This window comes from Corynebacterium nuruki S6-4 (assembly GCF_007970465.1).
GTDB classification, from domain to species: Bacteria; Actinomycetota; Actinomycetes; order Mycobacteriales; family Mycobacteriaceae; genus Corynebacterium; species Corynebacterium nuruki.
This window is the reverse complement of the sequence record NZ_CP042429.1, coordinates 1,232,472-1,254,804: the sequence shown is the minus strand read 5'-3', so window position 1 is coordinate 1,254,804 and position 22,333 is coordinate 1,232,472. Positions and strand designations below refer to the sequence as shown.

Annotated in this window: 19 protein-coding genes and 1 pseudogene; 13 read left to right on the top strand and 7 right to left on the bottom strand. The window is 70.7% G+C overall.

The annotated features are described in order from the left end of the window. The first annotated feature begins 81 nt into the window (after positions 1-81). The 3 genes from FSW06_RS05570 to FSW06_RS05560 all read left to right on the top strand — a co-directional run bounded on the left by FSW06_RS05570 (position 82) and on the right by FSW06_RS05560 (position 3,464). Complete coding sequence (locus tag FSW06_RS05570; RefSeq protein ID WP_010121785.1) at positions 82-1,212, top strand: muconate/chloromuconate family cycloisomerase; 1,131 nt, start codon at positions 82-84, stop codon at positions 1,210-1,212. Positions 1,213-1,275: 63 nt separating this feature from the next. Further along, positions 1,276-1,569 (top strand): muconolactone Delta-isomerase, encoded by a 294-nt coding sequence (catC, locus tag FSW06_RS05565; protein ID WP_010121783.1) that lies wholly within the window; start codon positions 1,276-1,278, stop codon positions 1,567-1,569. 176 nt (positions 1,570-1,745) lie between these two features. After that, entirely contained in the window at positions 1,746-3,464 is a 1,719-nt protein-coding gene (locus tag FSW06_RS05560) for an HNH endonuclease signature motif containing protein (RefSeq protein WP_146881310.1), read from the top strand. Between the two features lie 126 nt (positions 3,465-3,590). Here the strand turns inward: FSW06_RS05560 and FSW06_RS05555 are convergent, their stop codons facing one another. Genes FSW06_RS05555 through FSW06_RS05545 form a run of 3 tightly spaced genes read right to left on the bottom strand, consistent with a single transcriptional unit; the run spans position 3,591 to position 6,522 of the window. After that, positions 3,591-4,664 carry a maleylacetate reductase gene (locus tag FSW06_RS05555; protein WP_010121779.1) on the bottom strand — a complete coding sequence of 358 codons (1,074 nt, stop codon included), beginning with the start codon at positions 4,662-4,664 and terminating at the stop codon, positions 3,591-3,593. An 8-nt stretch (positions 4,665-4,672) separates the two neighbouring features. Next, a complete protein-coding gene (locus tag FSW06_RS05550) occupies positions 4,673-5,485 on the bottom strand; it encodes an alpha/beta fold hydrolase (protein ID WP_010121778.1) in 813 nt (270 codons plus the stop codon). An 11-nt stretch (positions 5,486-5,496) separates the two neighbouring features. Next, entirely contained in the window at positions 5,497-6,522 is a 1,026-nt protein-coding gene (locus FSW06_RS05545; protein ID WP_010121777.1) for a LacI family DNA-binding transcriptional regulator, read from the bottom strand. A 217-nt stretch (positions 6,523-6,739) separates the two neighbouring features. On the opposite strand from FSW06_RS05545, the gene FSW06_RS05540 reads away from it, so the two are divergent. The 3 genes from FSW06_RS05540 to clpX all read left to right on the top strand — a co-directional run bounded on the left by FSW06_RS05540 (position 6,740) and on the right by clpX (position 10,215). After that, positions 6,740-7,696, top strand: a complete 957-nt coding sequence (locus FSW06_RS05540) for an alpha/beta hydrolase (RefSeq protein WP_010121776.1) — start codon at positions 6,740-6,742, stop codon at positions 7,694-7,696. Beyond that, a complete protein-coding gene (locus FSW06_RS05535; RefSeq protein WP_010121775.1) occupies positions 7,693-8,760 on the top strand; it encodes a cupin domain-containing protein in 1,068 nt (355 codons plus the stop codon). Before FSW06_RS05540 ends, FSW06_RS05535 begins: the two co-directional genes overlap by 4 nt. Positions 8,761-8,919: 159 nt before the next feature. Further along, complete coding sequence (gene clpX, locus FSW06_RS05530) at positions 8,920-10,215, top strand: ATP-dependent Clp protease ATP-binding subunit ClpX (RefSeq protein WP_010121774.1); 1,296 nt, start codon at positions 8,920-8,922, stop codon at positions 10,213-10,215. A gap of 15 nt (positions 10,216-10,230) precedes the next feature. Here clpX and FSW06_RS05525 read toward each other — a convergent pair whose 3' ends face one another. Further along, complete coding sequence (locus FSW06_RS05525; RefSeq protein ID WP_010121773.1) at positions 10,231-11,223, bottom strand: TetR/AcrR family transcriptional regulator; 993 nt, start codon at positions 11,221-11,223, stop codon at positions 10,231-10,233. 217 nt (positions 11,224-11,440) lie between these two features. Between FSW06_RS05525 and FSW06_RS05520 the strand changes: the two genes are divergently transcribed. Both FSW06_RS05520 and FSW06_RS05515 read left to right on the top strand, forming a co-directional pair. Then, on the top strand, positions 11,441-12,424 hold the full coding sequence (locus FSW06_RS05520) for a malate dehydrogenase (protein ID WP_010121770.1): 984 nt from the start codon (positions 11,441-11,443) through the stop codon (positions 12,422-12,424). A gap of 45 nt (positions 12,425-12,469) precedes the next feature. Beyond that, entirely contained in the window at positions 12,470-13,594 is a 1,125-nt protein-coding gene (locus FSW06_RS05515; RefSeq protein WP_010121769.1) for an alpha/beta hydrolase, read from the top strand. Between the two features lie 3 nt (positions 13,595-13,597). On the opposite strand, the gene FSW06_RS05510 is transcribed toward FSW06_RS05515, so the two are convergent. Continuing rightward, complete coding sequence (locus FSW06_RS05510) at positions 13,598-15,535, bottom strand: solute carrier family 23 protein (RefSeq protein ID WP_010121767.1); 1,938 nt, start codon at positions 15,533-15,535, stop codon at positions 13,598-13,600. A 171-nt stretch (positions 15,536-15,706) separates the two neighbouring features. Between FSW06_RS05510 and mvk the strand changes: the two genes are divergently transcribed. The 4 genes from mvk to fni are packed head-to-tail and all read left to right on the top strand — an operon-like array spanning position 15,707 to position 19,869. Further along, entirely contained in the window at positions 15,707-16,675 is a 969-nt protein-coding gene (mvk, locus tag FSW06_RS05505) for a mevalonate kinase (protein ID WP_010121765.1), read from the top strand. Next, positions 16,672-17,691 carry a diphosphomevalonate decarboxylase gene (gene mvaD / locus FSW06_RS05500; protein WP_010121763.1) on the top strand — a complete coding sequence of 340 codons (1,020 nt, stop codon included), beginning with the start codon at positions 16,672-16,674 and terminating at the stop codon, positions 17,689-17,691. Before mvk ends, mvaD begins: the two co-directional genes overlap by 4 nt. After that, a complete protein-coding gene (locus tag FSW06_RS05495; protein ID WP_010121761.1) occupies positions 17,688-18,776 on the top strand; it encodes a phosphomevalonate kinase in 1,089 nt (362 codons plus the stop codon). Before mvaD ends, FSW06_RS05495 begins: the two co-directional genes overlap by 4 nt. Position 18,777: 1 nt before the next feature. After that, positions 18,778-19,869, top strand: coding sequence for a type 2 isopentenyl-diphosphate Delta-isomerase (gene fni, locus FSW06_RS05490; RefSeq protein WP_010121760.1), 1,092 nt, complete (start codon positions 18,778-18,780; stop codon positions 19,867-19,869). Positions 19,870-19,969: 100 nt separating this feature from the next. Here fni and FSW06_RS14470 read toward each other — a convergent pair whose 3' ends face one another. Both FSW06_RS14470 and FSW06_RS05480 read right to left on the bottom strand, forming a co-directional pair. Further along, entirely contained in the window at positions 19,970-20,632 is a 663-nt protein-coding gene (locus FSW06_RS14470) for a DUF3320 domain-containing protein (protein WP_170233718.1), read from the bottom strand. Beyond that, positions 20,601-21,932: an ISL3 family transposase gene (locus FSW06_RS05480; RefSeq protein WP_029450384.1), complete on the bottom strand. Its 1,332-nt coding sequence runs from the start codon at positions 21,930-21,932 to the stop codon at positions 20,601-20,603. The genes FSW06_RS14470 and FSW06_RS05480 overlap by 32 nt, the downstream gene beginning before the upstream one ends. A gap of 164 nt (positions 21,933-22,096) precedes the next feature. Here FSW06_RS05480 and FSW06_RS05475 point away from each other — a divergent pair. Further along, positions 22,097-22,333: pseudogene (locus tag FSW06_RS05475) on the top strand (transposase); the annotation flags it as partial.

The window sequence follows — 22,333 nt, the reverse complement described above, 5'->3', positions numbered from 1 at the left end:
CACACCGTTTCCGGACGGTGCGGGGCTCTGCCCGTCTCTGCTCCCTGCTATCCCTGCTATCCCTGCTACGAAAGGATCCGTGTGCCTGCCGCACCCGACCTCACCATCGAACGGGTCGACACCCGCATTCTCGACGTCCCGCTGATCCGCCCCCACGGTTTCGCCACGATGACCGCCACCGCCCAACCGATCCTCCTGGTCTCCGTGCATCTCGCCGGTGGGGTGGTCGGTTACGGTGAGGGCGTCGTCCCCGGCGGACCGTGGTGGGGCGGTGAATCCGTGGAGACGATGAAGGTCATCGTCGACCGCTATCTCGCCCCCGTGATGGTGGGCCGGGAGGTGTCCGACCTCGCCGGAATTCTCGTGGACTTCGGGAAGGTCGTCGCCAACGACCGCTTCGCCAAGGCGTCCTGCGACGTCGCCATGCATGACGCCTGGGCCCGTGCGCTCGGCATCCCGGTCCGCGACCTGCTCGGCGGCGCCGCGCGCGACAGTATCGAGGTCACCTGGGCGCTCGGCGTGCTGCCGCTGGAGAAGGCGGTGCCGGAGATCGAGGAGCGCATCGCCGAGTTCGGCCACCGCTCCTTCAAGCTGAAGATGGGGTCCGGGGATCCGACGGTGGACACCGGCAGGATCGTGCAGCTCGCCGGCGAACTCGACGGGCGGGTCGGCCTGCGGATCGACGTCAACGCCCGGTGGGACCGGATGACCGCGCTGCGGCACCTGCCGGCCCTGGCGGAGGCGGGGATCGAGCTTTTCGAGCAGCCGACGCCCGCCGATGATCTGGCGACGCTGCGGGAGATCACCCGCCGGACCGGGGTTCCCGTCATGGCGGACGAGTCGGTGTGCTCGCCGTCGGATGCCCTGGCGGTGGTCCGTGAGGAAGCCGCCGACGTCATCGCCCTGAAGACGACGAAGCTCGGTGGTCTGCGCGAATCGGTGAAGACCGCGGCCGTGGCAGAGGCCGCCGGTCTGGCCTGCCACGGGGCGACGAGCCTCGAGGGCCCCTTCGGGACCGCGGCATCGCTGCACTTCGCCTGTGCCACTCCGGCGGTGAACTTCGGCTCGGAGCTGTTCGGCCCGATGCTGCTCAAGGAGAGCTACACCACCACTGACCTGGTGTACGCGGACGGCCGGGTGACGCTGCCGGAGGGGCCCGGGCTCGGCCTGGAGCCGGACGCCGCGGCGGTCTCGCGTTTCACCCGCGACTGATACCGGGGCCTTCCGACGCCCTGTGCAGTTCAATCACAGTGACAGAAAGGACAGGAACTTACAATGCTTTTTCTTGCTCGGATGGACGTCCATTTTCCGGACAGTCTGACCTCCGACCAGGTCGCCGATTTCCAGACCCGGGAGAAGGCGTACTCTGCCGACCTCCAGCAACGGGGTGCGATGAAGGCGATCTGGCGGGTTGTGGGGGAGTATGCCAACTACTCGGTCTTCGATGTCGACGACCACGACGAACTCCATGCGATCCTGCAGGGCTTCCCGATGTTCGCGTACATGGACGTCTCTATCACTGCGCTGGCGAAGCACCCCAATGCCCTGGAGTACTACCTGCGGGGATAGAGGCGCGGGGCGGCGGCCGTCGATGACGGTCGCCTGATCGTGGTCTGGCGGCCATCTGTTGCAGCCATGTGTTCGATCTTATTTCGAACAGGTGGTTGACTCTGTCCGGCAGGCGGGGTACTGTGTGACGTAGAGCACATCAGGAGAGGTCAGGCGGGGATCACCGGGAGGGGACCATGACCACCACACCACCCACCGACGACAACCACGGCAACCACGGCAACAGCAGCGACAAGCGCGGCGGCGAGAGCGGCAGGACCAGCCGGCTCGACGGCGGGGACCATCCCCGCGGTGGTCGGCATATCCCGCACGGTACTGAACCGACCAGCGGAGAGACCTACAACAGTCTGTCGCAGAAGTTGGCCGGGCCGGTGAACACCGCCGAACTCACCCTCGTCGCCTTCCTCACCACCGTTGGCGCCGACGCCCGCCTGTCGGCCGCCCAGGCCGTCCGCCGCCGCGGCCACCGCGAAGCCGTCTGCTACGCCCACGCCGCGGATCTGGCGGTGCGGATGCCGGCCCTGTTCGACCGTATGCGCACCGACTCCCGCTACAGTGTCGAACACCTCGAGATCATCTGGACCCGCATCAACCGGCACGCCCGCGCCCTCGCCGCCGCCGGGCAGCAGCTGCCCGCCACCGTCGACGAGGCGGTCGCCACCAGGCTCGGGGTGCAGATCACCCCGGACGGGACGGTGTGGTCGGTGCCGGCTCTCGGCGACGCCACCGACGGGATCCTCACCGACATCGCGCCGGTGCCGGTCGCCGACACCGAGGAGACCGAGCGCAAGACGGTGGGGCTGACGCGGCGGGGTACCCGGTTCACTCTGGAGTGCGGGGACCGGTCGGTCGCCGACGGACTGTGGGAACCGTTGTCCGCTGCGGCGCTGGAGGTGCGTAAGGAGCTCCTGGTTGAGCAGGAGACCCTCCGGGCGCAGCAGCAACGCCAGGCGCAGCCGGAGTCGGCGGAGTTGGTGGCGGCCCGCCGGATCGTCGACAACATCATCAACCCGGCCGGCGGCCCTGCCGACAACCCTGCCGACACCGGTGTGCCGGAGGAGGAGCCGGTGGCGACGTTGGCGGAGCCGTTGCCGGCGCCGGGGATGATCCGGTGCCGGGGTGAGGCGATGCTGAAGATCCTGGGTGGTCACCGCGACCAGTTGAAGGTCGTCGTCAACGTCTACACACCCCGCACCGACGGAACCGACGGCCCCGGCGGCAACGGTGGCCCCGACGGACCCACTGGCCCAGACGGCCCCGACGGTGGGGACACCGGCCCCACCGGCCCGGACAACGGCGACGGTGGAGACACCAACCCTGCCGGTGACGCTTCCGCCGCCGGCCCGGCCGGCCCGGGGACGGGTCCGGAGACTCCGGACCCTGCCCCACAGGCCGGTCCGACCGCCCCCACCGGCCCCGCCTGTGGTCCCGGGTTCGTCATCGGCACCGGCTGGGTGTCCCCGACGACCACCGCCACCCTGATCAACACCGCCGACCTGGTCCGCGACCTGCCCGACATCAAGGATCTCACCGACACCGGCTGCTACCGGTTCACCACCCTGCACCGGGCCACCGCGGTGGGCCGCGACGCCCGCTGCCGGTTCCCCGGCTGCCGGGTGCCGGCCGACCGGTGCGAACTCGACCACATCGTCAACTCACCGTTCACCGACCCGGACAGTGACGGGCCGACGAGTATCCGCAACTGCGCATGCCTGTGCCGGACCCACCACCAGTTGAAGACCAGGAAACTCTGGAAAGTGCACACCCCCGACGACGGGATCACCCTGCACTGGGCCGGCCCCGCCGGGGTCACCGCCACCACCGTGGCCTCGGGCCCGTTGGTTGTCGACTGTGCCACCGGAACCGATCCCGGCGGGCCGGCACAGGCGGCCTGACCCCCCGGGCCGCCACCACCGCCTGACAGTGTTCCCACCCACCATCTGACGAGCCGACCCGGCGTCCGGAAAACCGGACGACCGGGACACACCCACGCGACAAAATAGGAGGCCCGTCCTCCGCAACTACGCAGCCACCACAGCAGGATCCTCCCCGGCGCAGGCGGCGCTGAGCAGGACCGTGAGATCCGCCGCGCTGACCGGCCGCGGATTGGAGGCCGGCACCACATCCAGGATGAGATCGACCGCCCGGGGGACGTCCGCGTGCCGGAAACCGAGGTCGGCGAGCCGCTGCGGGGCATTCACCCGTCGCCGCAGTCGCTGCAGACCGTCGACCGCGGTCTCACTGCCGAATGCCCCGGCCAGCCGACGCTCCGCATCCGGGGCGTCCGGCGCATTGAAGGCCAGGACATAGGGCAGCACCGTGGCATGGGTCTGGGCGTGGGGGAGTCCGAAGGAACCACCGAGGACGTGGCAGATCTTGTGGTGCAGCCCTGATCCCGCGGACGCGAAAGCCACCGCGGCGAGATAACCGCCGTAGAACGCCGCATCGCGACCGTCGATGTCACCAGGGTCGTCGACGATGCGCGGCAGCCCCTCGGCAAGGACCCGGGCGCCCTCACCTGCCAGCGCAGCATTCACCGGATCAGCCGCGGGCGTCCACAACGAGTCCACACAATGGGCGAGGGCATTGAGACCCGAGGCCACCGACAGTTCCTCCGGCAGCGACAGGGCGAGCTGCGCATCGTAGATCACCGTCACCGGCAGCACCTGCCCGGCATGACCGGTGGTCTTCCGCCCGTCCTCGGTCAACCCCCAGACATCGGTCGCCTCCGACCCGGAGTAGGTCGTCGGAACCGCGACGACCGGAATCCCGGTCGTCAGGGCGACTGCCTTGGCCAGGCCGGTGGCGGAACCGCCGCCGACGCTGACGAGCAGGTCCACCCCGTTGCGGGCCGCCACCTCCCGGGCACGGTCGGCGGTCTCGACCGGGACATGCATGGCGACATCGGTGTGCCACACCGCGACGTCGATGTCCGCGGCGACCCGGCGGGCGTCCGGCAGACCCCGCTCCGAGGCGATGACCATGACCGACGTGGCACCGAGCCGGGTGACCTCCGCGGCGAGGTTCTCCGCGGCCTGCCCGGCGCCGAACCGGACGCGCTGGCCGAGGGTGGTGTGCGTGAAGTCCAGTGCCATCGGCGCGCCTACCGCCCCGCCGTGACGCCGAGGAAGTCGCCGAGCACCTGGGCGACCTCGGCGGGGTGTTCCACGGGCAGGAGGTGGGCGCCCGGCAGCTCGACATGACGGGTCGGAGTGCCGGCCCCGGCGATCGCCGCGTTCACCGCTTCGAGGGTGGCCGGCGGGCAGGTGGGGTCGGTGGCCCCCGCGACCGTCAGCGTCGGGCAGCTGATCTGCGGAAGCAGCGGGCCGCCGTCGAAGGCGGCGAGGGCCTCGCAGGCCGCCGCGTACCCTTCGACGCTGGTCCGGGTGATCATCTCCTGGACCGCCAGCGCGGTGGCCGGCCGGGCGACGCGGAAATCACCGGTCAGCCAGCGTCCGACGGTGCCCTCGGACAGTTCCCGCAGGGTGGTGATGCCGCGGCTGCGGACGGCGACGGCCTTCGTGGTCCAGTCGGCGGGGTCCCCGAAGGTCGGGGCGGTGCACATCAGCACCAGGGCCCGGACCCGGTCCCGGGTCCCCGGGGCGGACGCCAGATACTGGGCGACGGCCCCGCCGATGGACAGTCCGACGAGGTCGGCACCGCTGATCCCCATACTGTCGAGGGTCTCGGTGACGTCCCCGGCGAGATCGGCGATGCGGGTACCGGCGGAGTCACGGGTCCGCCCGCCGACCGGGGAGGCACCGTGGCCCCGGAGGTCGAGGGCGATGGTGCGGCGTCCGGCGGCGGCGAGGGCGTCCTGCACGCCGATCCACATGTCGGTGCTGGATCCGAGCGCGCCGAGGAGGACGACAGGATGGCCGCCGTGGCCGGTGATGCGGGAGTGCAGAAGGGTCATGCCACCCCAGACTAGGCGGTGCGGCCCGCCGGTGGGGCGGTGGAGGCGCGGACGGTGAGCGTCGGGGTGAGCAGGGACGGTGTCGGAGACCCGCCGCGGATGCAGTCGAGCAGCGTATCGACGACGAGCGCACCGAGCGCCCGGAAGTCCTGGCGCACGCTGGTCAGCGGCGGGCTGTAGTAGGCGGCCTCGGGGGCGTCGTCGAAACCGACGACGGAGATGTCGGACGGCACGTCGGTGCCGTGCTCCCGGAACGCGGCCATGAGCCCCAGCGCCATCTGGTCGTTGGCGGCGACGACGGCGGTCGGCCGGTCCTCCGCCGGCAACGCGACGATCGAGGACCCGGTCAGGTAGCCGCTGCCCACACTCCAGTCGCCGCGGTACTCGGTGGGTCGGACGCCGTGCGCGGCGCAGGCGGCCAGCGCCCCGGCCTGGCGCTGTTCGGCGTCGACGGACCGTTCCGGACCGTGCAGCAGGGCGACCCGCCGGTGACCGAGCCCGACGAGATGCTCGACGGCGAGGCGGCCGCCGGCGTCCTGGTCGATGTTGAGGCACAGGGCGTCCGCGACCTGTCCGGGGCGGGGGCCGATGACGACGAGCGGGACGCCGGGGGTGGCCGCCGCGGCATGGTCGAGCAACGGTTCACGCGCCGCGATGACGACGACGGCCTCGACGGCGTGGTCGAGGAAATCGTCGAGCACCGAGCGGAACTGTGTGTCACTGTCGTCGGTGACGGAGGCGAACAGGGTGAGGTAGCCGTGGGACCGGGCGGATTCCTCGATGGCGGTCAGGGCGCTGGTCGGCCCGTACAGGGCGGCCCCGACGGTGATCACCCCGATGAGGCCGGACCGGTTGGTGACCAGGGCGCGCGCGGCCCGGTTGCGCCGGTAGCCGAGCTGGTCGATGGCGGCCTCGACCCGCTCGCGGGTGGCCTGGCGGACCTCGGGGGAACCGTTGATGACCCGGGAGACGGTCTGGTGGGACACCCCGGCCACGGCGGCGACCTCCGCCATGGTGGGGTTCTTCGCGCGGCGCATGGTCCATATTGTCCCACCGCCGGCCCGTCGCTGCGTATCTGGTCTGCATCCGGTCGCGCGTGCGGTGTGCGCACGCCTGTGACGGGGGCCACCTGACGGCGGCAGGACGGCGGGCCGGTACGGTGTGCAGATCGCGTCCGGAGGAGTGTCGGACGCCGGACCCCGTGCGTCCGGCACCTACCCGCCGTGTACCTCACCGACTATGGGAAGGACGCTCTTGACCATCACTGAATCATTCTCGCCGGGGCACCCTGAACTGCAGTATGACCTGGTGCTCCCCGACGGCCGGGCGCCGGCGGAAGGCTGGCCGGTCATCGTGTGGCTGCACGGTGGCGGGTGGCGGCTCCAGGACCGGCACGCCCGGCCCGATTTCGACCGCCACTTCGCCGCGCGGGGCTTCGCGATGGTGTCCGTCGACTACCGGCTGGCACCGCAGTACCCCCACCCGGCGCAGGTCGTGGACCTGCGGCAGGCGCTGCGCCATCTGCGGGCCCACGCCGGGGAGCTCGGTATCGACCCGCAGCGCATCGGCCTGTGGGGCTCCTCGGCGGGCGGTCACGTCGCCGCGTTCACCGCACTGAGTTCCGGGCAGGACGCCCTGCCGGGCGAGACCGTGGCGCCGGAGTACCGCGACCAGTCCACCGCGGTGCAGTGCGTCGTCGAAGGCTACGGCCCCGCGCTGATCGGGGGCCTGCTGCCGGACCGTGACGACGGTGGCATGCCCGCGACCCCGGAGGAGGACCTGCTGGGCGGCCCCGCCGCAGTGACGGCCGCCGCGGCGCAGGCGGCGAGCCCCGCCCTGCTGCCGGTCCACGACGCCCCACCGTTTCTCATCCTCCACGGCACCGGGGACCGGCTCGTCCCCGCCGCCCAGTCCCGGGCCCTGCACGACCACCTGGTCGCCGGCGGCGGGGAGTCCCTGCTGTACCTCATCGAGGGGTTCGGCCACGGCTTCCTCAACCCCGGGACCGTCCAGGAACTCGGCCCCGGCGTCCGGCTGGACAACGGCCGGCTGGAGGCGGAGCCGACGGCCCCGGCGGTCGTCGACGACCGGGGGACCTTCGACCCCCGGGGCCGCGCCGCCTCCTTCGACCTCATCGCGGACTTCTTCGCCGCACACCTCAGCCTCCACGGCACCGACACGGAAACCGACACGGAAAGGACCTCCGAATGACCACCGAGACCGACCGCCCCGACTGGCAGAAGATTCAGCAGACCACCCCGCTCGTCGACGCCCTGCCGGGGGAGCCCGCCCCCTACAAGCTCTCCGCCGGCGAGGGTCTCCACACCGACCTGGGGGAGTGGCACCTGACGACCATGGCGCGGTTCGCGGACACCGGCGGTGAGTTCGCGCTGTACCGGCTCACCCTCCCCGGCGGGTCGACCAGCCCGTTCCTCACCGCGCCCGGCTACTCGTTCCTCCACGTGACGGAGGGTGAACTCACCGTGTGGCTCGCTGACGGCGTCCACCACGTCGTCGCGGGGGACGCCGTGAACATCCCGGAACACGCGGAGTTCTCCCTGCGCGGTGAGGCGGCCGTCAACTCGTTCTTCTGGTACTGCACCGACGACTGGCTCCACCGGCTGGCGGACACCCACGGCACCGCGACGGCCAGCCACATCTTCACCCGCATCCCGCAGCGGCGCATCGGTGACCTGTTCGCCGACGAGATCGCCGCATCACTGGGCGTGCGGGTCGCCGACCGGCCGCGCGGCGGACAGCCCGGGGACCGCTTCGACCGGCTGCCGGCGGACGAGCGCGCCTTCGTCACGAAGAGCGGCGGCGGTGACCGCTACGAGACCTACCAGCAGGTCAACAGTTACCCGGTGCGGTCCCGCAACACCGGCGGGCGGTTCTTCGCGATGGACACCCGCGGGGCGAAGCAGCCCTACATTCCGCTGCACTACCACCGGGAGCACTCGGAGAACTTCTTCTGCCTCGCCGGGATCGTGCGGATCCACGCGAACGGGCAGGAGATCGTGCTGACGCCGGGGGACTTCCTGCAGGCGCCGGCGGGCACGGTCCACAGTTTCGCCCATGACGCGCACAACACCCGGATGCTGGGGATCCTCAATCCGCCGGTGTTCGAGAAGTTCTTCGAGTACATGAATGATCCGACGGACGCGGTGGTCCAGCAGGAGGGCGGTGAGATGTATTTCCCGGCGGAGGGGTTCGCCCGTGCGGCCGCGGAGCTCGACCTCGTCGTCGTGGGTCCGCCGCCGGGCGCCGGGGAGTGAGACACATGCCGCGCTGACGGGAATGCGTCCGCCGGTCGGGGTAGAATGGTCGGAACGCGCCTGCGGGAGGGCGGGGACCGGTGCAGCCGGGCCCCTGCCGGACACCCGCGGGTCCCCGATGTGGTCCCCGAGAACCGGGGAAGGAGAATCAGACCGACTATGGCGTCGATGCAGGAAAGCGGCGAACTGCTCAAGTGCTCGTTCTGCGGCAAGAGCCAGAAACAGGTCCGCAAGCTCATTGCCGGACCCGGGGTGTACATCTGCGACGAGTGCATCGAACTGTGCAACGAGATCATCGACGAGGAACTCGCCGTCGGTGCCGGTGGCCCGACGGACACCTCGGATCTGCCGCACCCCGCGGCGATCACCGCCTTCCTCGACGAGTACGTGATCGGACAGGACGAGGCCAAGCGCACGCTCGCCGTCGCCGTCTACAACCACTACAAGCGGATCCGGGTCGAGTCGGACAGTGCCACGGCCGCCGCCGCGCGCCGCACCGACGACGAGGTGGAGCTCAGTAAGTCGAACATCCTCATGCTGGGGCCCACCGGCTCGGGCAAGACCTATCTCGCCCAGTCGCTGGCCCGGATGCTCGACGTCCCCTTCGCCATCGCGGACGCCACCAGCCTCACCGAGGCCGGCTACGTCGGCGAGGACGTGGAGAACATCCTGCTGAAACTGCTGCAGGCGGCGGACTTCGATGTCGCCAAGGCGCAGCAGGGGATCATCTACGTCGACGAGGTCGACAAGATCTCCCGGAAGTCGGAGAACCCGTCGATCACCCGGGACGTCTCCGGTGAGGGTGTGCAGCAGGCGCTGCTGAAGATCCTCGAGGGGACGGTCGCCTCGGTGCCGCCGCAGGGCGGCCGGAAGCACCCGAACCAGGAGTTCATCCAGTTCGACACGAAGAACGTGCTGTTCATCGTCTCCGGGGCCTTCGCCGGCCTGGAGAAGGTCATCAGTGAGCGGCGGGGACGCACCGGCGTGGGTTTCGGTTCCGAGATCCACGCCAAGTCCGACGAGGACCCGGACCCGTTCCAGTTCGTCGAGTCCGAGGACCTCGTGCGCTTCGGCCTCATCCCGGAGCTGATCGGCCGACTGCCGGTCATCACCCACGTCGGCCACCTCGACTCGGACGCACTCGTGCGCATCCTCACCGAGCCGAAGAACTCACTGGTCCGTCAGTACCAGCGGCTGTTCGAGATGGACGGGGTCACGCTCACCTTCGAGGAGAGCGCCCTGCGGGCCATCGCCGACAAGGCGATGGCCCGGGAGACCGGCGCCCGCGGGCTCCGGTCGATCGTGGAGGACGTCCTGCTGCCGGTGATGTACTCGGTGCCCGACGACGACGAGGTCGGGGAGGTCGTCATCACCGGTGCCGCTGTGCGGGGTGAGGAGGAGCCGACGCTCTACACCCACGACGAGGCCGAGGAGCGGGGCCAGGAGAGTGCCTGACCGGGGCCTGCTGCTTCAGTCCTCGTCGTAGAGCGAGTCGAGCCCGTCGTCGGCGGTGTTCTCCGCGGCGTCGATGCGGGCCCGGTAGTCCTTCAGCTCCCGGTAGTTCTCGTCGCTGTCGACGGCCACGCCGCTCCACGGCGCCACCGTGCCGGGCAGGCCGGGGTAGAAGCCGGAGTCGAGGTCGCCGTCATCCGGGGTGCGGTCGGCGGGGTCCGGCGTGCGGGGGGTCGGGGTACCGGGGTGCTGACCCAGGTCACCGGCCGAGTACAGGGACGCGGAGACGGAGTTCGCGGCCGCGGCCGCGGGGGCGGCATGGGTGTACGAACTGCCCTGGGTGGTGGGCATCGAGGTGGTGAGGAACGCGAGGACCGCGTCGCAGGCCAGTTTCTCCAGGCCCTCGACCGTCGGACCGTAGTCCACGTCGGTGCTGTAGTGGGCGTGGAACGTCGTGCCCTGGGCCGCGGGGAACGCGCACAGCGAGGTGATGAGGACGTACACGTCCTCGGCGGAGACCCCGGGGCGGAACGCGCCGAAGTCCTGTCCGCGCATGAGCACCCGGTCGATCTGCAGGACGACCGGTGAGTTCTCCAGGACGTCGGACCGTCCGCTGAGGCGGGAGTGGCCGAACAGGTTCTCCGCGAGGACCAGCCGCACGGCGTCCGGGTGGGCGCGGTGGCGCCGGTAGGCGGTCCGGACCAGGGTGCGGACCGCCTCGGCGGGGACGAGGTCCTCGACATCCATGTCGGTGGGGCGGGGCCACAGCAGGCGGAAGGCGTAGCGCAGCGCTTCGTCGTACAGCACCTCGACATCGGTGATCAGCGGGTGATCGGCCGGGACGCCGGCGCTGACGGCGATGTCGTGGAGCGAGGCGTCCATGCCCGAGGCGACGAGTTCCGGCAGTGCCGTGTCGAGGATGAGGCGGTACTCGGCGAGGGAGCACCCGTAGCGGGTGAAGGTGGCGGGCAGGTCCCTCTGCTCGATGCGGTCCTGGTGGGACACTGTCATCTCACCCTCTCCTCTGCGCTGTTGACTGCCATCCGGACAGTATGGGGGTGGGTGGCACCCCCGTCGGGGCGGATGTGATCGTGCACTGTTCCCAGCGTAGTTCCCGTTCGGACACCCCCGGCAGTTCAGGACGCCTCTCCCCACCTAAGAGGGGGTGATATGTCACCTACACTGGCGGTCACCGAGCACAACACCCGACCAAGGACGTGATTGCCCGATGAACACCCCCGTCACCGTCACCGTCACCGGCGCCGCAGGACAGATCGCCTACTCCCTCCTCTTCCGCGTCGCCGCGGGCGGGGTCTTCGGCCCCGGGACGCCCGTCCGGCTCCGGCTGCTGGAGATCCCCGCCGTCGTCCGGGCCGCCGACGGCGTGGCCATGGAACTGTTCGACGCCGCCTTCCCGCTGCTCGCCGACGTCGAGGTCACCGATGACCCCGCCGTCGCCTTCGATGGGGCCGACGCCGCCTTCCTCGTCGGCGCGAAGCCCCGCGGGAAGGGGGCCGAGCGCGCCGAACTCCTCGCCGACAACGGCCGTATCTTCGGACCCCAGGGCCGCGCCATCGCCGGGCACGCCGCCGACGACGTGCGGGTGCTGGTCGTCGGCAACCCGGCCAACACCAACGCCTCGATCGTCGCCGCCGCCGGCCTGCCCGCCGGCCACGTCACCGCCATGACCCGCCTCGACCACAACCGGGCCCTCGCCCAGGTCTCGGCGAAGTCCGGCGTCCCGGTCGCCCGACTGCAGCGGATGACGGTGTGGGGCAACCACTCCGCCACCCAGTTCCCCGACCTCACCGAACTGCGGGACGCCGCCACCGGGGAACACCTGGCAGACCGGCTGCCGGGGGAGTGGATCACCGACGAGTTCATCCCGCGGGTCGCCCACCGCGGCTCGGAGATCATCGACATCCGCGGGGCCTCGTCCGCGGCCTCCGCGGCCTCGGCGGCGGTGGACCACATGCACGACTGGGTCCACGGCACCCCGGAGGGTGACTGGGTGTCCGTCGCCCTGCCCTCGGACGGGTCCTACGGTGTGCCGGAGGGGCTGGTGAGCAGCTTCCCGTGCCGCAGCGTCGACGGGGAATGGGAGATCGTCCAGGGCCTGGAGATCGGCGCTGACCAGCGCGCCCGGATCGACGCGACCGTCGCCGACCTGCAGGCGGAGGCGGCGACGGTGCGCTCACTCGGGCTGGTGTGAGGAAAACGTTCCTTTTGTAGCACTACCATGTCTATGGTGTGAGGCATGACACAGACGATCTCCGCCCCCACAGCAGCCGACTCCGTCAACCGCGGTGTCGAAGACTTCCGTCCCTCCCTCACCGACCGTGTCCTCGCCGGCGGCGCCCGCGCCATCGACTGGATCCCCGCCCCGGTCCGCGCCCTGTTCTCCCGCCGCAACGCCGACGGCGACCGGCTCGCCGGGGATGTCGCGGTCTCCCTGCTGTCCCTCAAGGTCGTCGGCGGGGCCGACATCGCCGACCAGGGTCCGGTGGACGCCCGGCGCAACGTCGACCGGCAGGGCTACCTCGCCGGCTCCGGCGGGTCGGCCTCACTGCCGGTCGCGGCGGTGGAGCACCGGGTCATCGCCGGGGTGCGGGTACGGATCTACACCCCGGAGGGTGCCGGTGACGGCCCCGCTCCGGTGCTGATCTACCTCCACGGCGGCGGCTGGGTCACCGGCTCCCTCGACAGCCACGACTCGACCTGCCGGTACTTCTGCAACCGTGCGGCGGTCCGGGTCATCTCGGTGGACTACCGGATGGCCCCCGAGTTCCCGTTCCCCGCCCCGCTGGAGGACGTCACCGCGGTGGTCACCGCCGCACTCGACGGCGACATCCCCGAGGTGGACCCGGACCACGTCATCGTCGCCGGCGACTCGGCCGGGGGCCACCTCACCGCCGCGGTCACCCTGTGGCTGAAGCAGCAGGGCCGCCGGCAGCCGGCCCTGCAGATGCTCTTCGTCCCCGTCGTCGACCAGCGTGACGTCGACGAGGTCATGGCGGCCCACCCCAGCCGCCGCGAGTTCGCCGCCGGCCCCTACATCACCGAGGCACACTTCCGCTGGTACGACCGTCACTTCCTCGGCGACACGGATGCCGCCGGACGCCTCGACGAGCTGGTCTCGCCGTTGTTCGCCGACGATCTCTCGGGCCTCGCCCCGGCCTATGTCGCCGTCGCCGGGCATGACCCGCTGCGCGACGAGGGGGAGGAGTACGCCGGCCGCCTGGCGGAGGCCGGGGTCCCGGTGACGGCGCGCCGGCACCGCGGCCTGGTCCACCCCTTCGTCAACTCCTCGGCGATCTGGGAGGACTCCCGGCAGGCCCTCGACGAGGCGGTCGGGGCGGTGCGCCTCACCCTCGGGATCTGACCGTCAGTCGGCGAGGTGGTCGAACTTCGCCAGCCACGCGGACGCGACCGGGGTGGCGTCCGCGATGAGGTTGCTGAACCGGTCGTTGGCGATCTCCACGACCTCACCCAGCAGCTGCACGTGCTCCTGCTCCGGTGAGTTCTCCAGCCGGCGCAGCCCCTCACTGACGATCTGGCTGCGGGAGTCCATCCGGCCCAGGCAGGCGACGAACGGCATCCCGAACCGCTTCCGGTACTGCGCCGACAGATCGCGCAGCTGCTCCTGCTCCACGTCGTCCATGTCGTCCATCTCCTCGAGCGCCAGAGAGCCGGCGAACCCGGATTCGCGCTTCCGGGCGTCCTCGTCGAGCAGGAGGTCCGCCATCGACGGATAGTCGCGGATCAGGGCGTCCTGCCGGTCCCGCGGGGCGGTGAGGACGGCGTCCTGCACGGCGTCCCGCAGGTCCTGGACCGAGTCGAACGGGCCGGCGGCGTGGGCGCGCTCCAGCGGCCACGTCGCATTGTTGAACAGCGGGGCGAAGGTGCGGACGAAGGTCGCGGCGTCCATCGCGTTGACGTCGGCGAGAGTGACGGTACGGCCCGCCGCATCACGGGTGACATCGGGGGAGCGGCGGCGTCCGACATGGAAGAACAGCAGGTTGAGCAGGATCGCCGCGATCGACCCGGTCGTCACACCCGAGGCGAAGAACACCTGTGCCCAGTCCGGGAACACCTCGGCGATCCCCGGCTTGAACGTCACCAGCATGCCCAGCCCCATCGAGATGGTGAGGATCGTCGCATTGCGGTTGTCGGACAGGTCGACCTTGCCGAGTGTCTGGATACCGACCAGCGCCACATTGGCGAACAGCGCGATACTCGCCGCACCGAGCACCGGGGAGGGGATCGCCGCGACGATCGCCCCGGCCTTGGGGATCAGCCCGACGACGATCATGAGGACGCCCGCGGCGGCCGGCACCCAGCGCGACCGCACCCGGGTCAGCCGCACCAGGCCGACGTTCTGCGCGAAGCAGGTGTAGGGGAAGGAGTTCAGCACGCCACCGAGGGTCGTGGACAGGCCGTCGGCACGCAGCGCGCGGGCGATGTCCTCCTTCGTGGTGCGGCGTCCGACGATCTCCCCGGCGGCGAAGACGTCGCCGGTGGACTCGACCATGGTGATGAGCATGACGATGATCATCGAGATCGCGCCGGTGAGCACGAACTGCGGCGCCCCGAAGTAGAACGGGGTGGTGAAGCCCACCCAGTCGGAGGAGCCGAGCTCGTCGAAGCCCGCGTCGCCGAAACCGAAGGCCACCGCGGTGCCGATGAGCAGGCCGAAGAGGATCGCCAGCGTCCCGAGGAAGCCCTTGAAGAACCGCTGGATGACGATGATGACCGCCAGCGTCAGCCCGGCGTAGGCGAGATCCTTCGTCGCCGGGACGCCCTCGGCCTGGTTGACGAAGTCGTTCGCCGCGACCGACAGCAGGGTGATGCCCATCGTCGTCAGCACCGTGCCGATGACCACCGGCGGGAAGAACCGGATGAACTTCGCGAAATACGGGGCGGCGAGGAAGGTGAAGATGCCCGAGATGATGATCGACCCGTAGATCGCCGGCAGGACGCCCACCCCGCCGTCGGAGTTCACCGCCAGACCGATGGCGACGATCGGGGTGACCGCGGTGGTCGTCACACCCTGGATGATCGGCAGGCGAACCCCCACCTTCCAGAAGCCGACCGACTGGATCAGGGTCGCGATACCGCAGGTGAACAGGTCGGCGTTGATGAGGTGGATCGTCGTCGTCGCATCCAGGTGCAGCTGCCCGGCGATGAGCAGCGGGACGACGACCGCGCCGGCGTAGAAGGCCAGCAGATGCTGGACGGAGAGCACCGCGAGCTTGCCGGGCGGCGGGACCTGGTCGACGGGATGGACGGGCCGGGTGTCGGCGGCCGGCGCCTGGATACTCATGGGCGTAAAACTCCTCGGGGGATTGGGGGACATGCCGGGAAACGTCAGGGTCGAGCATATTCCGTGACCCGTCCCCGACCCCACCGGAGACCCCACCGGGTAGGTGACACAGTCGACGACGTTGTACGCTTTCGCCCTGGACCGTCCAGATCGTCCTGTAGAAAGGTTTATGTGGAACCGCACACCGGGTACGGCCAGACCGTGGCCAAGATCATCCTGTTCGGGGAGCATGCCGTCGTCTACGGGCACCCCGCCATCGCCCTGCCGCTGACGTCACTGCGCATGACCGCCGACGTCACACCCACCGGCGGGACGGCGCAGGAGAGCACACTCAGCGGGCTCGGCTGGACCGGACGCCTGCAGGTCGCCCCCGCCCGCTTCGCCAGCATCGCCCGCGCCGCCGAGGTCGCCTCGGCCTTCGCCGGGCACCCGGACGCCGGCCTCCACATCGCCACCCACTCCGACTTCCCGCCCGAGCGCGGCCTCGGCTCCTCGGCCGCCGCCGCCGGTGCGGTGATCCGCGGCGTGCTCGACGCCTTCGACGTCCCCGCCACCCGGCAGGAGATCTTCGAACTCACCCAGCAGGCCGAGACCGTCGCCCACGGCCGCCCCTCCGGACTGGACGCCGTCGCCACCTCCGCGGACACCCCGGTGCACTTCGAGGCCGGGCAGCCCACCGACCTCGACTACGCGCTCGACGCGTGGATCGTCATCGCCGACTCCGGTGAGGAGGGCAGCACCCTGGAGACCGTCACCCACGTCCGCTCCCGCTACGACGCCGACCCGGCGGCGACCACCGTCGTCCTCGACCGGCTCGGGGCGATCACCGGGGAGGTCGTCGACGACATGCGCGTCGGCGACATCGCCGACATGGGTGCCCGGATGACCGAGGCGCACCACCTGCTCGCCGGGCTGGGCGTCAGCGACGACCGGCTCGACGCGATGGTCACCGCCGCCGTCGGTGCCGGTGCCCTCGGCGCCAAGCTGACCGGCGGGGGACGCGGCGGGTGCGTCATCGCCCTCGCCGAGGACGAGGACTCCGCCCACCGCATCGAGGAGGCCCTCGTGCTCGCCGGCGCGCGCGCCACCTGGGTCCACGCCCCGCAGCCCGGCACCTTCGCCGGCGAGGGCGCCCGGTGACCCCGGCGCGGGGACTGCCCGCCGCGACCGCCACCGCACACGCCAACATCGCCCTGATCAAGTACTGGGGCAAGGCCGACGACGACCTCATCATCCCGGTCACCCCGAGCCTGTCACTGACCCTCGACGCGCTGTACACGACGACGACCGTGCGTTTCGGCGCCGTGGCCGCGGACACCGCCACCCTCGACGGGGAACCGGTGACCGGCAAGGCCATGGCCCGCATCGTCGCCCTGCTCGACCTGGTGCGTCAGCGGGCGGGCATCGACCTGGCCGCCGAGGTCACCTCGGTGAACACCGTGCCGACCGCCGCCGGCCTCGCCAGCTCCGCCTCCGGGTTCGCCGCCCTCGCCGGTGCCGCCGCCGCGGCCGCCGGCCTGGACCTGTCCGACCGGGAGCTGTCCCGGCTGGCACGGCGCGGCTCCGGGTCGGCGTCCCGGTCCGTCTTCGGCGGCCTGGCCGTGTGGCACGCCGGGACCGACGACGAGAGCTCCTACGCCGAACCGGTGGCCGACCCCACCGGCCTGGCCGGGCGGCTCGCGATGGTCGTGCTCGTCCTCGACGCCGGCGAGAAGTCCGTCTCCTCCCGCGAGGGCATGCGGCGGACGGTGCAGACCTCCCCGGACTACCGGCCCTGGGTCGACGCGCACGCCGGGCACCTCGCCGAGGCCCTGGCGGCCGTCGAGGCCGGTGACCTGCCGCGCCTCGGGGCGGTCGCCGAGACCAACGCCGCCGGGATGCACGCCACGATGCGGTCGGCGGTGCCGCCGGTCGACTACCTCACCGACGCCAGCCGGGCCGCCCTGCAGGCCGTGCGGGACGCCCGGGAGGCCGGCCTGCCGGCCTGGGCGACGATGGACGCCGGCCCCAACGTCAAGGTGCTCACCAGTGCCGAGCGGGCCGTGGAGGTCGACGCGTGGCTGCGCGACCGGCTGGCGGCGTCCGCCCCCGGGCTGGGGACCGTCGTCGCCTACGCCGGCCCCGGCCTGACCGTCACCCGGGAGGCGACCGCATGATCACCGAGGTCCGCGCCCCCGGCAAGCTCTACATCGCCGGTGAATATGCCGTCGTCGAGACCGGCTACCCGGCGGTGCTCATCGCCGTCGACCGGTACATCACCGTGCGGGTCAGCCCGGCGGCCGCCGACACCGGCCACATCACCACCGACCAGAACGCGGGCAGCCGGCTCGAGTGGTACCGGCAGGGCAGTGACATGCTCATCGAACCCGACCGGGACCAGTTCAGCTTCGTCCTCGCCGCCGTGCGCGTCGTCGAGGAGGCCGCGGTCGCGCTCGGGGTGGAGCTGCAGGTCTACGACCTCGACATCACCAGCGAGCTCGACGACGACTCGGGCCGCAAGTTCGGCCTCGGGTCCTCCGCCGCGGTGACCGTGGCGACGGTGCGGGCCCTGTGCACCCACTACCAGCTGGGGCTGGACCGCATGGCGCAGCTCAAGCTCGCCCTGCTGGCCAGCATCGGGGTGCAGCGCTCCGGCTCCGGCGGGGACGTCGCGGCGTCCGTGTTCGGCGGCTGGATCGCCTACACCTCCTTCGACCGCGACTGGGCGCGGGAGGAGCGGGAACACCGCCCGCTGATGGACCTCGTCGCCGCCGACTGGCCGGGACTGTCGGTGCGCCGCGTGGTGCCGCCGGACCACCTCCGGCTGCTCGTCGGGTGGACCGGGTCGCCGGCCTCCACCTCGCGGCTGGTCGACGACGTCCAGTCCAACAAGTCCGGCGACGCCGGGTGGACCTACGCCGGCTTCCTCGACGGCTCCCGGTCGTGTGTCGAAGCCTTCGTCGCCGCCCTCGACCACGAGGACACCGACGGCATCATGGCCGCCATCCGCCGGAACCGGGAACTGCTCCACGGCCTCGGGGAGCACACCGGCACCACCATCGAGACCCCGCAGCTGCGGCGCCTCATCGAGACCGCCGAGGTCCACGGCGGCGCCGCGAAGACCTCCGGCGCCGGCGGCGGGGACTGCGGCATCGTGCTCATTAGCGAGGACGCCCGCATCGACGACCTGCTCGCGGTGTGGGAACGCGCGGACATCCGGGTGCTCAATCTGCACGAGCACCGGCCCGACGGGGAGGACTGACATGGCGATCTCACGCGACGCCCGCGGCGGCAGCCGCAAGGACGAGCACGTGGCACTGGCCGAGGAACTGCGCGGGGAACACGCCCCGGCCGGGGTGTGGGACGACATCCGCTTCCTCCACCGGTCCTTCCCCGGACTCGCGGTCGACGACGTGGACCTGTCCACGACCGTGTGCGGACGCCCTTGGACCGCACCGTTCTTCATCAACGCCATGACCGGCGGCTCGGAGAAGACCGCGCTGATCAACGCCGACCTCGCCCGCGCCGCCGCCGCGACCGGCGTGGCGATGGCCACCGGGTCGGCCAGCCCCGCGCTCAAGGACCCCACCCTGGCGCACTCCTTCGCCGTGGTGCGTGACGTGGCGCCCGAGGCCTTCCTGTTCGCCAACGTCAGTCCCGAGATGACGGTCGCCCAGGCACAGGACGCGATCGGCTTCCTGTCCGCCGACGCCCTGCAGATCCACGTCAACCCCGCCCAGGAACTCGTCATGCCCGAAGGCGACCGTGACTTCCGCGGCTGGCCGGACCGGATCGGCGAGATCGTCGCCGGGGTGGACGTCCCGGTCGTCGTCAAGGAGGTCGGTTTCGGACTCGGCCGGGCCAGCATCGCCGCGGTGGCGGAGCAGGGCGTGCACGTCATCGACGTCAGCGGCCGCGGCGGCACGAACTTCATCGACATCGAGAACCGGCGGCGCGACCGGCAGGAGTTCGCCTACCTGTCCGGCTGGGGGCAGACCGCGGCGGAATGTCTGCTGGACACGCTGCACCGGGATTCGGCGTCCGACCCCGCACCGCAGGTGCAGGTGCTGGCCTCCGGTGGCGTGCAGTCGCCGCTGGACGTCGTCCGGGCGCTGGCCCTGGGGGCTTCGGCGGTGGGGGTCTCCGGGCACTTCCTGCACGTGCTGATGAGTGCGGGGCTGGACGCCCTGATCGCGGAGATCGAGGCGTGGCTGTCGCAGGTCCGGACGCTGCTGGCGCTGCTGGGGGCGTCCTCGGTGGCGGAACTGCGGGAGGTCGAGGTGCTGGTCACCGGGTCGACGGCGGAGTTCGCCCGGCTGCGCGGGGTGGACCTGCAGGCGCTCGCGCGGCGGTAGGACGCCGGCCGGGCCGGGTGGCAGGGCGGCCCGGGTGCGTCACCAGGGGGTGGAATCGGCCGGCCCGGCCAACCAGTCGACGCACACCCGGAGTGCTCAGCTACAGCAGCGCTTCGGCGAGGGCGAGGTGCGCGGTGATGCCGCGGGTCAGCTTCTTCCGGCCGAAGACCTGCAGGACCGCGCGCTGCAGCTCCTCCCGTCCGGCGTCCGGACGCCGCGCGGCGACGGCGCGCCAGGCGTTGGCGATCTCCACCGGGCTGATGTCCGTGATGTCGCGGTCCCCGGCATGGTCGGCGCCGGTGGGCCGGAATTCGCGCCAGGTGGCCGGGTCGATGTCGCTGGGCCAGACGACGTCGTCGGCGTCGACGGTGAGGTCGAGCTGACGCAGCTGCCGGGCGATCTGCTGCTTCTTCTTCGCCCCGCACCGGTTCATGCCGAAGGAGCGGACGGTGAGGGTGACCAGCCGGTCGAGGCTGACCGGCCCCTCGAATTCGGCGATCTCGGCGGCGACGGCGCGTACCTGCATCTTGGCGTCCTTCTTCGGCAGGGCGTCGATGACTTCCGGGCCGCCGGCGGTGACGACCTCCCAGGGCTCGTACGCGAAGCGTGTGGTGCCCGTGGTCGGGCGCTGACCGACGGAGCCGGGTACGGGGATCGGCGCGAGGTCAGGGTCGGGTGCGGGGACCGGTGCCGTGAGACCGGTCTTCGCCGCATAAGCGGCTCTTCCGGTTTCAGAGTGCGTTGATTGCGCCCCGGAGTCCACCCGAGTGGATCAGTGACCGCAAGATGTAGTTGGCCTTGTTCCGGAACCCCAACGCGATGCCCCGCAGGTGCTCGAGCCTGCCATTTAAGGCCTCGACAGGACCGTTGGATGCCCGGGTGTCGAAGAACGCCAGGATGTCCTTCCTGCGCTTGTTCAACGTCCGGCCCAGACTGCGCAGCTCCTTGAGCTCATCGGGCACTTTCTTGTCCAGTGCTTTCATCACCTTGAACATCCGCTTCTTTCCTTCACGAGGCTGGTCCTCACCGTAGGCGGCGATCATCTCCTGGTAGTAGCGCCACGTGACCTGGACCGCCACATGCTCATCAGCGGTGAGCACCTCATCGAGTCGCTCACCGCGTTTCGGGGTCACCAGGGAGATCCGGGTCAGCATCGTGCGGCGAATGCCGTACAGCGGATCGCCTTTCCTGCCCCGGTGGCCCAGCGTATCGTTCTGCACCCGCCGTCGGCAGTCATCGAGCTTGCCCGCTGCCAGGTGGACCACGTGGAACGGGTCCATCACCGTCCGCGCGTGGGCGAGGTGCTTCTCGGCGGCGGTGGCGTAGCCGGTGAACCCGTCCATCGTGGTGATCTTGACGGTGTCGCGGAAGTTCTGGTCCCGATCGGCCAGCCAGTCGCCCAACGCGTCAGCTGACCTGCCCGGCACCATGTCCAACAGGCGTGCCGGGCCGGTACCGTTCACGACCCCGGTGAGGTCACAGATCACGGTGACGAATCCCGGGGAGCCGTCACCGCGGACGTGCTTCCACTTGTGTTCGTCCACCCCGAGGACCCGGACGTGTTTGAGACGGTTCGGGTCCCCGTAGGCCAGGTGCCGACATGCGGCAACGGCAAGATCATTGGTCTTGTCCCAGCCGATACCCAACGCGCGGGCGCAGGCTTTGACACTCATATTGTCGATGGCCATGCGTTGCAGGATCCACCGGGTCACCCGCCGGGTCACCGACTGCTTGCGACCAGCAGCTCGGGGAAGTCCAGCCCGGAAGATGCTGCCCTGGCAGCGTGGGTTGTCGCAGGCGTAACGCGGCACACTCACGTGCAGCACACACGGATGTCCAACGATCGGGAGGTCGGTCAGCCGTCGTTCGACGTGATCGCGCAGTGTCCCGACCTCGTGGCAACCAGGGCATGCAGCGTCGATGGCGGTGGGGTGGCAGAACAGGTGGGTGACCTCGCCGGCGTCGGCGGCGTTGTCGATCGACAGGCCCAACTCGGCTGTGCGGCAGATGGTGTCGGCGACGAGGTTCGGGGCAGAAGCGGAGGTGACGGTAGGGTTGGGCATGGATCCTGTGGTTGACGAGGTTGTTGATTAGACACCTTCATCCTGTCACTGCAGGGTCCTTCTACGTTCCCGGCCCCAACCCCCTACATGTTGTGGTCCCTCATCCGCCTTGCTTCATCCCCGCTACGCACTCCCGATCCGGAAGAGCCATCAAACGGATCAGGTCCGGGGTGCCGAAGGGGTTGAAGGAGTTGGCGACGTTGGGGAGAACCCTGTGGCGTAAGCGGGCGGCGATCCTGGCGTACTTCGACACCGGCGCATCCAACGGGCCGGTCGAAGCGATCAACGGACGACTGGAGCACCTACGCGGCATCGCCCTGGGGTTCAGGAACCTGGACCACTACATCTTGAGGTCCCTGATCCACTCGGGAGGGCTGCGCGGAGTAGTTGACGCACTCTGA

Coding starts and splice junctions, on each gene's coding strand:
- FSW06_RS05515 (WP_010121769.1), top strand. CDS start 12,470: ATGACACAGACGATCTCCGCCCCCACAGCAGCCGACTCCGTCAACCGC.
- FSW06_RS05510 (WP_010121767.1), bottom strand. CDS start 15,535: ATGAGTATCCAGGCGCCGGCCGCCGACACCCGGCCCGTCCATCCCGTC.
- FSW06_RS05545 (WP_010121777.1), bottom strand. CDS start 6,522: ATGCGCCGCGCGAAGAACCCCACCATGGCGGAGGTCGCCGCCGTGGCC.
- FSW06_RS05535 (WP_010121775.1), top strand. CDS start 7,693: ATGACCACCGAGACCGACCGCCCCGACTGGCAGAAGATTCAGCAGACC.
- clpX (WP_010121774.1), top strand. CDS start 8,920: ATGGCGTCGATGCAGGAAAGCGGCGAACTGCTCAAGTGCTCGTTCTGC.
- FSW06_RS05525 (WP_010121773.1), bottom strand. CDS start 11,223: ATGACAGTGTCCCACCAGGACCGCATCGAGCAGAGGGACCTGCCCGCC.
- FSW06_RS05555 (WP_010121779.1), bottom strand. CDS start 4,664: ATGGCACTGGACTTCACGCACACCACCCTCGGCCAGCGCGTCCGGTTC.
- FSW06_RS05495 (WP_010121761.1), top strand. CDS start 17,688: ATGATCACCGAGGTCCGCGCCCCCGGCAAGCTCTACATCGCCGGTGAA.
- FSW06_RS05520 (WP_010121770.1), top strand. CDS start 11,441: ATGAACACCCCCGTCACCGTCACCGTCACCGGCGCCGCAGGACAGATC.
- FSW06_RS05550 (WP_010121778.1), bottom strand. CDS start 5,485: ATGACCCTTCTGCACTCCCGCATCACCGGCCACGGCGGCCATCCTGTC.
- FSW06_RS05560 (WP_146881310.1), top strand. CDS start 1,746: ATGACCACCACACCACCCACCGACGACAACCACGGCAACCACGGCAAC.
- catC (WP_010121783.1), top strand. CDS start 1,276: ATGCTTTTTCTTGCTCGGATGGACGTCCATTTTCCGGACAGTCTGACC.
- fni (WP_010121760.1), top strand. CDS start 18,778: ATGGCGATCTCACGCGACGCCCGCGGCGGCAGCCGCAAGGACGAGCAC.
- FSW06_RS05480 (WP_029450384.1), bottom strand. CDS start 21,932: ATGCCCAACCCTACCGTCACCTCCGCTTCTGCCCCGAACCTCGTCGCC.